Source organism: Algoriphagus sp. UBA3586, from assembly GCF_002376385.1.
GTDB lineage: Bacteria > Bacteroidota > Bacteroidia > Cytophagales > Cyclobacteriaceae > Algoriphagus > Algoriphagus ornithinivorans.
This window is the reverse complement of sequence record NZ_DFMT01000026.1, coordinates 162,017-174,250: the sequence shown is the minus strand read 5'-3', so window position 1 is coordinate 174,250 and position 12,234 is coordinate 162,017. Positions and strand designations below refer to the sequence as shown.

Sequence of the window (12,234 nt, the reverse complement as noted above, 5' to 3'; positions counted from 1 at the left end):
TTGATTTTTAAATTAATATACTTCTTTGATGCTATGAGACATTCTGCTTTTTTTCTGATGTTATTTTTGTTGGGTGCTTGTTCCTGTGAAAAAGACTCGAAGGATTCTAACCTTACCACAGAACTTTCTGATCCTTTTGAATTGGTTTTTTTAGATGATATTCAATTCAAACCTTTCAAATTGGGTTCGGTTGATTGCCCCAATCCTAAAGCTTGTGAGGCGAAGGTTTATAAGTTAAAAAAAGAGGTGCAAAAACATCTGAAAGATGTAATAAAACTTCCCAAAGACATCAATTTCCAAAATATTAGTGTCTTAGACAATAAAGTCAGTGTATTGATAGATGGGGTTTCTAAGCAAGACTCATTACTTATTCAATCTTACGTTAATTCTAATTCTTCAAAATTTGAAACAAAAGCTGATATAGAAATTCAAGGCAGAAGACCTATGATGCAGGCTGAGCTTTTTCCACAAGGCAGGAGACCCATGATGCAAGAACAGCTTCGCTACGATGATGTAAACCAAACCAGTAAATTCATTCAATTAATTCGTGGGGGCGTTACGAGTTTTCCAAGCATTTCGAAGAGAGTTTGGATTGTTGATACAGGCGTGGATACCAGGCATCCTGATATTATTTTTGAACAGGCTGAAATTGATTTAAGTAAATCTTTTGCAATGAATTCAAATGATCCTTTTGAAGACCCCATTGGACATGGAACCAACATCGCAGGAATAATAGGAGCCTCATCGGCATCACCAGGAGCCAATGAATATCATATGAATGGCGTATATCCAAGAGCTAAAATGGTCTCTTTGAAGGTTTTTGATAATAAAGGAAAATCAACTGAAAACCGAGTAAAAAATGCGTTAGAATATGTATTACTGAATGGTGCTTCTGGTGATATTGTTAATTTAAGTATAGGTCAACAAGGATCTGGCCCAAATTTTTGCATCAGTGGAAAAATCAGAGATAAAATCATAGCCTTGGTTGATTTTGGAATAGATGTCGTAATGTCAGCTGGTAATGAAGCTGAGCCCTCTAATACCAATTTCCCGGGTTGTATCAATCATGAAGGAACTGGAGGAAATACTGCCAGAACTTATACCCTTGGTTCAGTAGAAGTTGATGCCTCCAACAATCCTCTATTTTCTTTCTTCTCGAATTACGAAATCAATGAAACAGATGGTATCATCGATTATTTAGAACCCGGCGAATATATCTTCACTACTGGTCATTTAGAATCTGATCTAATTCCAAAGTACACAGTAGTGTCAGGCACTTCTTTTTCAGCAGCAATTTTCTCAGGAATCCTTTATGGGAACCCTAATCCAGTGATCTGGAAAACAGTTCAAAGAGGGGCAGCCCCAGGCCAAGGAGATCCTGTTTATATAGTCGGAAAGATTCAATAAGTAGTTGAAAAGCCTATTTATCTGAAATAAAGCTTATTAAAGCTGAGCGCTGTTCAATTTTATATTTGCTTTTTCCAAGTAATGTTTGAATTTTTTCAATAAAACTTAGTAAGTTGAGTTTCAACTTAACGTATTTTATTATGAGAAAAGTGTTTTTTATCCTAGCTCTGATGATTTTTTCATCTTTAGGATATAGCCAAAGCAAGAATTTTGTAGTGGTTTTCAAAGATAGTTTTGAGGAGCCTATCAGAAAAAATCAAACTAGAAATCCAAACAGGCAAATGCAGGCAAATCAAAATGCTGGCAAGAGGACTGAAAAATTAAGTAAAGTCGATAACTTTTTAAGACAAAAAAACATTGCTCCCGGTAAGGCCAAAAAGTTTGTTGATGGAGCTGTTGGCTTTGTAGCTAATCTAAATTCTTCTCAGGTTAATCTCCTTAAATCTGATCCTTCGGTAGATAGAGTGGTGGAGGATTTTACCATGCAAAGTAGGCCAAGAATGCAAAGCTCACGACCTAGAATGCAAGGGGAGAGCTTAGGAGATTTGTTCTACAATGAATCAACCAAATCGAGTTGTGCGATTCCTTTAATGGGAGGCTCTCAGCGCTCTAATTCTAGTTCTTCTATATGGATCATAGATTCAGGGGTAGATTCTAAACACAATGACTTAAACGTAAATCCAAATCGAAATTTCTCTGTTTCATTTATATCCACTGAGTCGGATCCATTTGCCGATTTTGCCGGACATGGTACACATTGTGCTGGATTAGCTGCAGGTTCAGGAAGTGGCAATCCAGGAATAACTGGAATGTCGCCTGGAGCAGAGATTATTTCTCTCAAAGTGCTGGATAAAAATGGAATGGGTAGCTGGTCAAGCCTAGTATTAGCTTTAGATCACGTGGAGAAATTTGGAGTTTCCGGTGATGTAGTCCTCATGAGTCTTGGAGCTCCTGTTGGGCTCAATTGCGCTAACTTTGAGCCATTCCTAAATGGTATAATATCCGATTTAGGTTCCAAAGGAATCACCGTAGTAATGTCTGCTGGGAATGACAGTTCTTCTGCAAACGAAAACTTGCCTGGTTGTATCAACGGCTCCAATGTTTTTACAGTAGGAGCATTAGACTTTACTTGTGAAGGTATGGGTGGGTGCAGTGGCTTATCCAATATGGGAAATCCACCAATTGATTGGTTTGCACCGGGAGCTAATCTAATTTCCACTTTTCCTGGAAACCAATATCAGGTAATGTCTGGTACATCTATGGCTGCAGCCTTGGTGGCAGGATTGGTTCATTCCAAAGGCGGAGCGCCTTCCAGCATGTCTACTATACAATGTGGAGGGATTACTTATTCCGTAGCAGGTCGCTAGTCTGTAATTCTTGATTCATCTCCATTCGCTTCTTCTGTAATTCGCTCAGTAAGGAGCGAATGGGCTGATGACTCAAATAATTTTTAAAAATCGGGTTATTGACTAATTGAAAGTCATCTCTAAACCCTCTGTTAAAGGCCTCTTTTAAGTAAGCGCTTGACTGATTAATATTTCCTCTTACGGCCTCCAGTTGTGCCAAATCAAGCCATAGGTTGAAATCCTCTTTGAAATCTTCCAAGGTTTCTTTTCTAATAGAAATGGCTTTATCTAAAAGTACGTTTGCTTCCTTGGTTTTACCCAGGGTTTTGTAGATATAACTTAGGTAAACCGGAGAGATAAAGTATTCGTCGGATTCATAATCCGGTTTTTTTCTTAAAGATTCCTCTAAATAAAAAGCCGCTTTTTCGAAGTCACCCGCAAAAAAATGAATTGTTCCGGCGGAGACAAAACCCAAAGAGGTGGTGTCATTATTGACAAGAATTACCTGATTTGCCAGCTCTATACCTTCTTGAATTTTATTCTGCTCAAAGTATGTAAAGGCTTTTTGCTCGTAGCTAAGTGGGTCCTTTTGAATTTCTATAGATTGATCTATCCAATTATGGGCCTCATTAAATTGATCTAATACTCGGTATATCCAACCAGTAATCTGATAAGGTAGGTGGTTAGTGGGATTGAGAGTAGCTGATTTTGATTGAAGTTTTAATGATTTGGCCAAGTCTCCACTGATAAAATATACAGTTGCGAGATTGCCCATCGCAGTACTTAGGTTGGGATTGAGTACCAAAGCCTTTTCAAAAGAGATTTTGGCATATTCATTTTGTCCCTTATAGTAATAGGCTGAGCCTTGTGCAGTAAATGCCTCTGCAAGGTAAGGGTCAATGGCCAAAGCCTTGGCGCTGGCTTCCATACTGGAATCCAACCATTGGTCGCCTTCACCGAAATAAAGATACTGAGCATAGGCATTCGCCAATCCGGTGTAGGCTAATGCATATTCTGGGTCAATTCTTACTGCTTCTTTGAATAATTCTGCCGCCTCCAGGGTCGTCTGCTTTCTATATAGTGAATAAAGCTCCCTGCCCTTTAAATAGAGTTCGTAAGCATCAAAGCTACTTGTCTGAGCTTTGTTTAACTGATCTTTTTCGGCTGCACTGAGATTGCTGTTGAGTACACGTGCGATTTCTGAAGCGATTTCTGCTTGAATCTCAAAAATGTCGCTGACTTCCCTGTTATAAGTTTCTGCCCAGAGATTCTTGTTTTCAGATGGGTCGATGAGCTGCACGTTGATCCGGATTTTATCTCCAATCCATCGAATATTACCTTTCAATATGGTGCTTACTCCTAAGGTATTGGCAATGGAATCCAATGGAAGATCGGGTCCTCTGAATGGTTCTACCGCATCTTTGGTGATTACTTTAATGCTCCCGATTTTGGAGACCTGAGTGATAACATCGGCAGTCAGTCCTTCAGAGAAAAACTCTTGTTCGGAGTTGTTACTTAAATTGGTGAATGGAAGTATAGCAACTGATTTATCTTTTTCCCAAACAGAAGTATTCCATAGAATAGAATAGATCAAATAGGTCAAAAGAATGAAGGAAACACTCAAAACCGCCCAAAACTTCCAAGGGTTTTTTTCTTGAAAATGGATGTTGTCCAGTATTTGAGAACGTTTTGGAATCGCACAAGGCGGATTGGTGACCGCATGAAGCTGAACCGGATGCTCCACATTTTTGAGGCGGAACATTCCCAGTTTTTGGGTATTAAAATCGGTTTTGAAAGGTAATTGCTCTCTTGCTTTTTCTGAAATCAAAATACAGGATGGAACCCCTATGCCTTGAATCCTTGCAGTTAAGTTTACCGCGTCTCCAAACACATCCCCGTGATCAAAGATGATTTCTCCACAATGTAAACCTATTCGAATTTGCATGTCAGGAATACTCTGAAGCCTCTTGTGGATCTCTATACTGGCTTCCAAAGCTTCAGGAACCGTCTCAAAAGTAGCGAGTATGCCGTCACCGAGTTCTTTGATGATATTTCCCCTGTAGCTACCCAGAATTTCTGTATGGATTTCCAGGTTTTTTTTCATCAAATCAAAAGCATGATCCTCATCTTTTCCCATGAGTCGGGTATAGCCAACTATATCTGAAAAAAATACAACAGATTGTTTTCTATTATGATCCTGACTCATAAAAATATATTTGAGGAGCTTTTCTGATTATTCTGCACATTTCCTGCTACAAACTAGTCAATTTTGTATCCTAAGTAAGCAAAACTTTCTCTAAACTTGAAGAGATTTGTGATAGCTATAAATACAGTTTTTCTTAGAAAAGTTTAATTGTTTTTAATCCTCAGATGATACTTGCTTAAAATATCGTGTTGGAGGCTTGTTTTGGTGAATTTCAACTTTGTGCATAACTCTAAAGTGCTCGGATATCCTGTTTTTCCAGTTCAGAGCTCAATCGGTTTCTTTTCTCCGAAGCCTTACCCTCCACTAAAAAGCTTCAAAATAGCTTTTGTTCATGCTCAATTATCTCCAGCATTCCAGTAAGCCATTCGTTCCAGCGTATTGACTTCGATGGAGTAAAAGCCGAATTCTTCTACTACTTTTCCTTGGATTCTGTAAATCGCCCGACCTTTGAAGGGGTATTTTTTGACCACAGGAGGGAAGTGGACGGTATCTATCCAGTCTCCGTTCCTATCCAGAAAAGTCCCGAAGTTCATCACCTCTCCTTTGACTGTTCGGGTATATTTAACCGTTACCAAATAGCCCAAGACAGTTACCTGTTTGCCTAAGTACTGTGTCATCTCCCGGGCTTTGATTCCTTGAATGCTTTGGTCTTTGACCAGATGAAAAGGTGAGTCCAGTGGAAATTCCAGAATATCGATCTGATCCAATATTTCCTGCCGGATATCTGTTTCGTCCAGATCGGGTACTTGAGGAGGCTTTTTTCCGAAACTGATTTCTGCTGTGGGAGAACGGAAGAGTTCGTGGGTGCTCACGACCGACTTCCTCTTATTTTGGAGGAAATGAGCTTCCCATAGGAGTTCTTGCTTGGTTTTTCCTGTAAAACGAAAACAGGTCATTCGGATCAAAATCAGAAGCTGCTCCAAGCCAATTTCTACCCTTGCCACAAAGTCTGCCAAGCCCAGAAAAGCACCATTCCTTCTGCGTTCAGTCAGTAGTTTTTCTACGGTGGCCTTTTCCAGGTATTTCATATGAATAAATCCCAGAAATACCGTCTTGCCATTGATACGGGTTAGGTATTCACTTTCGTTGAGATGGGGAGCCTGAATCTCCGCGCCATTCATCCGAAGTTCGTGTACATAGAACTCGGTATGGTAAAAGCCCCCAAAATTATTGATCACTCCCACCATAAACTCCAGCGGGAAATAGGCTTTCAGGTACAGGCTTTGGTAGCTTTCCACGGCAAAAGAGGCCGAATGGCCTTTGGCAAAGGAATAACCTGCAAAGCTTTCGATCTGATGCCAGATTTCTTTCGTTACCGAATCTTCTCTTCCCAGTTTTTTACAATTGGCGAAAAACTGATCCTTTACCCGCTGAAATTCATCTTTGGAACGGGATTTTCCACTCATGCCCCGTCTCAGTACATCCGCTTCGGCGAGACTCAGCCCGGCAAAGTAATGGGCTACTTTGATCACATCTTCCTGATAGACCATGATGCCATAAGTCTCCGGCATGATCTCCCACATGACCGGGTGTGCCTGTTTTCTCCGCTCTTCGCTGATGTGTCGGAGAATATACTCCCGCATCATTCCCGAGCGGGCTACTCCCGGGCGGATAATAGAGCTGGCAGCTACTAGTTCCAGGTAAGTATCCGCTTTCATCTTGGCCAGTAGCATGCGCATAGCTGGGGACTCCACATAGAAAGCACCGATGGTATGCCCAGTTTTCAGGTGTTCCTTGATTTTCGGATCCTTCTTAAATTTCTCCACCTGTCGGATATCCACTTTGATTCCCTGATTTTGGTAAATGATTTCCAAGGCAGATTTGATGTGTCCTAATCCCCGCTGACTTAGAATATCAAACTTGTGCAGTCCAATGTCCTCTGCAATGTGCATGTCAATATGGGCTAGAGGGAAGCCCTTTGGTGGCATCTCCGTTGCGGTGTAGTAGTGGATAGGCTTATGGGAAATCAAAATTCCGCAGGCATGAATGGTCAGATGCGAAGGCATATCATGCAAGACTTTGGAATACTTGATGATCAACCTCCCAAATTGGTCCGGCTGATAGCCAGCTTTATCTGCATGATGGATCAGGGATTCGATGTCAGTTTTGGGTAGCCCGAAGACTTTTCCCAATTCTCTCAGCATGGAATTGTACTGAAAAGTGCTGTAGGAACCCAAAAGGGCAACGTGTTCGTGCTTGCCCTGATTGTATTTGCGAAAGATATAATCGGTGACTTCATCCCGGTCGGTCCAGCTGAAATCAATATCAAAGTCGGGAGGATTTTCCCGGTAGAGATTGATAAAGCGCTCAAAGTACAGGTCTAATTCAATAGGATCCACATCCGTGATGCCCAGGCAATAAGCCACGATGCTATTGGCTCCAGAGCCACGACCCACATGATAGAAGTTGCGCTGCTGCGCAAAAGTGACGATATCGTAATTGATCAGAAAATAGGAGACGAAGCCCTTTTGCTGTATGAGTTCCAGTTCCTTTTCTATCCGCTGACTGATCTGTGGTCCGAGTTCCGGGTAGCGTCGGATAGCGCCTTTGAAAGTTTCCTGTCGCAGAAAATCAAAGTCTTCCCAGTCCGAGCCTAGAATATCCCGTTTGTTTTTGACAGCCTGAAAGTAAAAGGAGAACTGGCATTGTTCGAGCAGTTTCTGAGCGTTGACGAGTAGATAGCTGTGATTTTCGCAACGGGCTATCATGTCAGCGTAGGAATAGAACTGATCACTGGGGTCAGCTTGCTCTTCCGGAGAAAGTTTGCTGAGCAGGGTATTCAAGTCCATGCTGCGTAAAAGACGGTGTGCATTAAACTCTAGTTTGGAACTGAAGGTCGCCGGCTGTAGGAGTACCAGTTTTTCTTTTTTCCGGTACCAAGGAGAGATGAGGAGCTTGTTGAGCTGCCCGGGATGCACGCCGATGAATTCATTTTCCCGCAGGTGAAAAGCTTTTTCAGAAAAGGGATAGATGATAAAGCTATGCTCAAATTCAGGAGCTCTAGGTTTGAATTCCCGCTTGTGGATCAAATGTTCCGATAGATGCTCATTCAGTTCAAAAAAGCCTTCCTGATTTCGCGCTAAACCGATGTACTGTTGCTGAACTCCATTACGGAAGTCGATGCCTACGACAGGATGAATGCCTGATTGCTGTGCCGCCCTGATAAAAGGGAATATACCGGCAGTACAATTGATATCGGTCAGTGCCAGGGCATCAAGTTTTTTGCCCTTCGCCTCAGCGATCAGCGCTTCCACAGACATCGTCCCGTATTTGAAGCTGAAGTGAGAATGGCAATTTAAAAACATTGATGATTTACGATTTTTGAATTACGGGGTGTAGGAGAATCTTTGTTTTGGCCACTGTTGTCCTGCTTCTCCAGAAGCTGGACTAGATTTGCATTAATGCTGTTTCTAGAAAAGCAGCATAACGGAGACTTTTTAGAGGCTTATTTCTGTAAGCTAAATGTCAATATTATTAACATTTATATGTTTATAATGTAAACAAAAAGTACTCTTCCTGTCAAGTATTTTGATAGGTTTTGGAAGAAAATGTCAGAAAAGTAAATTTTGAATTTGGATATCCGCTTTCTTACCAGTATTGACAGAAATACGGCTTATTGTCTGCTAAAAGGATCAGAATCCGGAAGCTTCGCCTGTCAGCCGTGGCTGGGTCTTCGGTCTCCGATCGCCTGTACTGAGCGAAGTCGAAGTATCCAACCAGTCAAGCAAAGAAAATAAGGCAACTAGCATGATTGCGGAAGTCAGACTTTGAATTTAGTCTATTATAATTCCATATTTTTCCAATAATCCGGGTAGGCCATACAAATCAAATCGGGCTCCTTTGATTTTATTGATTTCAGGATCTAGACGGAGATTTTGGGTATTTCGGAAATCAACTTTCTCCAAGACAGTCTGATCAAATACTGTCCCGGATAAGTCAGAGCCTTGAAAGTTTACCTCAGTCAGATTGCATTGGCTGAAGTCTACCTCAGTCAGTTTGCAATTTTGAAAGACTGACTTTTTAAGTTGGAGATTGAAAAAGTTGCTGTAATCCAGCTGAGAGTTTTGGAAATTGAATTCCAATAAAAATGGGTTGGCTGTATTGAAATGCACGCCCAGCATTTTACAGTTTTCGAATTTGACCTGCTGAAAGGCTACTTTAAATACCTTGGCATTGCTCCAGTCGCAGGATTTGAAAACACAATTCTCAAAAGAACTTCCATGAAAATTGAAATTGGAGAAATTGCAGTTCTCGAAGCAGCAGGAATCATACTCACCAATTTCAAACTCAATTTGGGTCAGGTTAATAAACTTTTGATCGGAAAAGTAGGCCATGATTTATACCGGATTAAATGCCTGCCAAATCCCATTTTGCAATGGTGTCTTGGATCAATTTCAGCACTTTGTCATTGACTTTTCGGAAGTATTCGTCTGCTTGGTTTTGGTCAAAATTTGGATAGCCCTGTCCTTCCTGATAGAGTCCGATTGATGAAGGGAAAGGAACTGCGGACCAAGCTCTATTTTGTGGGTAGGCTGTAGCCTGATTGGGATTGTATCGTTCTTTGTGAACTAGACTAGGATCAATAGCCTGAATATAGGCTGTCTCATTCAAACCTGCATGACCTCCATCTTCCTTAAAAACTTCCATGGTCACATCCGAAGCATAGGTCCACCAGTTGATCACTAAAGTGCGAACACCCAATTCATTGGAAACTTTTTCGGCAACCTGTTGGAGAACGGCAGTTTGACCTCCACCATGACCATTCAGGATAATGATGTTTTTAAAACCATTTCTGGCCAGCCCTTTCAAAATATCCCGGATAAAAGGGGCATAGGCTTCTTCTGAAATTTGAAAAGCCCCCGGATAATTTGCCATGGAGCCGGTGATTCCATAATTTAGCGTAGGAGCGATGAGCGCATTCAGTTTGTCTGCCAAGTCTTTGGCCATGGCAAAGGGAGCGGTATTATCAGCTCCGTTATTGATAACGCCATGAGGTTCTAAAGTGCCAGTAGGTAAGAGGACCGTGTTGATTTTTTCTGGGACAAATTCTGCAAACTCCATCCAGTTAATTCTATCCATTTCCCGTGTACTGGGATTTTGCGGATAGGCATGATTTACTAAGCAAAATAAGGTCAGGAGGGTGGCTAAAATACTTTTCATCAGTGACATCTGTTTTAGTAGGAGATTTTGTCTGTTTGCTTGTTTTTTTTGATTTTTTCAAAACTCAAAATGATTTCGGTACCTTTTCCTACCTCACTTTTGATCTCGAAAATTCCTTGATTTTTATCCATAAATTGTTTTACAAGCTGCAAGCCCAAACCTGTTCCTTTTTCATTTTGGGTTCCGTCGGTTGATTTAACGCGTACCAGTCGGGATTTAATTTCCTCTAATTTTTCAGCATCAATTCCTATTCCGAAGTCCTTGATATGAAGCTTTTGGTAAATTTCTTCTTCGTCTGACAGCCAGATATGAATTTGACTGTTTGGTTTTGAAAACTTGATTGCATTATGAAGACAGTTTTGAAAAATGATACTGATTTGATGAGGGTCAACCAGTACTTTTTCAGCGCTTTCTAAGTCTGAATAAGCAATGTGAATGTTCTTACTGCTTGTTTGATATTCCAAATGTGCAATTTGATCTCTAAGCATTGGAGAAAGCTGAGTTTCCACCCTATTAGTTAATATTCCATCTAATTGAGCATGAGACCATCGGAGAAGCTCGTTGAGCATTTGCTCTGTTTCAGTTACTTGTCGAATCAGCATTTTTCTTACTTTTTGAGATTCTGATTCGCTCAAGAAACCTTTCTCTTCAATTTCCAATAGCTGCTTTACAGAGTTGATAGGGGATTTCAAATCATGGGAAAGAATAGAAAAGAGTTTGTTTTTCTCCTCATTGATGGCTTCCAATTTTTGATTTTGGTTTTCTATTTCTGTTTGTTTGGCTTCCAATTGGGTATTGATTTCTTCTTTTTGTTTCAGAAGTCTGGCATATAGTAAAAAACCAACAATCGTTACTATTAGAGTAATGATCAAAGTGATAGCTAATTTGCTGTTGAAAGCTGCTTCTTGCTCAGCAATCTCTTTTTCTGTCAGTAAATTCAAATTGTCTGCAGCTGTAAGCTGTAATTGAAGGTAACTGATTTCGGAGTTTTTATTTTCACTGTAGAGGCTATCTGAATAGGCTTTATTGAGTTTAGTGTATCTCAAAGCATTAGCATAGTCTCCAAGATTTTCATAAGCTTTTGCAATTACTTTGGTAGCCCTTTCCTTATCCCAAAATGCTTTGGCTTTTTCAGCAAGCTGCTCAGCAATAAGTCCATATTGCAATGCTTTACTGGGGTTTTCTCGAACCAGGTAGATTTCCGCCAATCCGGTATTGGCAAATGTTTTCTCCCAAGTAGTAACTTCTGGTTTGATACTCAAGACTCTGGTATAAAACTCTTCTGCCTGAGTTAGGTCATTTAGTTCAAAATTTATCTTGGCAAAGCGGTTTAAAGCCATTGCGTACAATGGTTTTTCTTTGAATTTTTCCAATAGGTTCAATGCAGTGGTCAGGGATTCATTTGCCTTTTGGTATTGCTTTAGCTCCATCTCCGCAATGCTTTTATTGAAATAGCTCTTGCCTAGCCCATAATCATCCGCTAATTCTCTGTTTAGTCGAATACATCGTTCCCAGATTTCAATGGCCCTGGCATAATCGTGCTGACTCAGGTAGATAAGTCCGCGTCCATTTAAAGCATACGTCAATTCTTTTTTGTCGGGGTTTCTGTTGAAAATATCATTTGCTTTAGAAAAATTTCGCATGGATTCTGCATAATTACCCCTGACATAATGCAAAGAGCCCATCATATTGACCACTCTTCCTAAGTCTTTCTCATCCTGAGATTCCATGGCCAATTTTTCGGCTTCCTCAAGAAACATCTTTGCACTGTCCCAGTCTACATATAAGTATTTTTCACCTTGGGTAAGCAAAGAGTCAATTTCTTTTTTATCCTGAGCTAGGCATAAGAAGGTGCTGAGTGAAAAAAATAAAATTGATACAAATCTAAAATAGGGTATCATGACTTGATTAAAACAAAGGCTTAATGAATGATTGAATTTAAATCAAGCTTTGGAAATTAAAAATTGAATTGAAGAAGAATTCTGTTTTTAATAGGGGCTTCAAACTTGAATTTTTTTTAAGCTAAATCCAAACTGCCTTCCATTCTCGTATCTGTTTTCAGATAGTTTATAATGAAAAAATTTAAATCTGGGAAATAATTAAATAGTTAATCAA

The 12,234-nt window shown here is 40.3% G+C and carries 7 protein-coding genes; 2 read left to right on the top strand and 5 right to left on the bottom strand.

Going from position 1 to position 12,234, the window contains the following annotated elements; genetic code table 11:
- Window positions 1-33 precede the first annotated feature (33 nt).
- Both B2906_RS08675 and B2906_RS08670 read left to right on the top strand, forming a co-directional pair.
- The gene (locus tag B2906_RS08675; protein ID WP_286938025.1) at window positions 34-1,407 is read left to right on the top strand and encodes a S8 family peptidase; all 1,374 of its coding nucleotides are present in this window, start codon (window positions 34-36) and stop codon (window positions 1,405-1,407) included.
- A gap of 140 nt (window positions 1,408-1,547) precedes the next feature.
- Window positions 1,548-2,774, top strand: a complete 1,227-nt coding sequence (locus B2906_RS08670; RefSeq protein ID WP_144604788.1) for a S8 family peptidase — start codon at window positions 1,548-1,550, stop codon at window positions 2,772-2,774.
- On the opposite strand, the gene B2906_RS08665 is transcribed toward B2906_RS08670, so the two are convergent.
- From B2906_RS08665 to B2906_RS08645, 5 genes are all read right to left on the bottom strand, one after another.
- Window positions 2,749-4,959 carry an adenylate/guanylate cyclase domain-containing protein gene (locus B2906_RS08665; protein WP_286938019.1) on the bottom strand — a complete coding sequence of 737 codons (2,211 nt, stop codon included), beginning with the start codon at window positions 4,957-4,959 and terminating at the stop codon, window positions 2,749-2,751. The two genes, B2906_RS08670 and B2906_RS08665, sit on opposite strands and share 26 nt — an antisense overlap.
- A gap of 335 nt (window positions 4,960-5,294) precedes the next feature.
- Complete coding sequence (locus B2906_RS08660; protein ID WP_286938018.1) at window positions 5,295-8,264, bottom strand: DNA polymerase III subunit alpha; 2,970 nt, start codon at window positions 8,262-8,264, stop codon at window positions 5,295-5,297.
- 468 nt (window positions 8,265-8,732) lie between these two features.
- Window positions 8,733-9,293: a pentapeptide repeat-containing protein gene (locus B2906_RS08655; RefSeq protein WP_286938011.1), complete on the bottom strand. Its 561-nt coding sequence runs from the start codon at window positions 9,291-9,293 to the stop codon at window positions 8,733-8,735.
- Window positions 9,294-9,306: 13 nt separating this feature from the next.
- Window positions 9,307-10,119 (bottom strand): creatininase family protein, encoded by an 813-nt coding sequence (locus B2906_RS08650; protein WP_286938009.1) that lies wholly within the window; start codon window positions 10,117-10,119, stop codon window positions 9,307-9,309.
- Between the two features lie 14 nt (window positions 10,120-10,133).
- A complete protein-coding gene (locus tag B2906_RS08645; RefSeq protein ID WP_286938007.1) occupies window positions 10,134-12,020 on the bottom strand; it encodes a tetratricopeptide repeat-containing sensor histidine kinase in 1,887 nt (628 codons plus the stop codon).
- Window positions 12,021-12,234 lie beyond the last annotated feature (214 nt).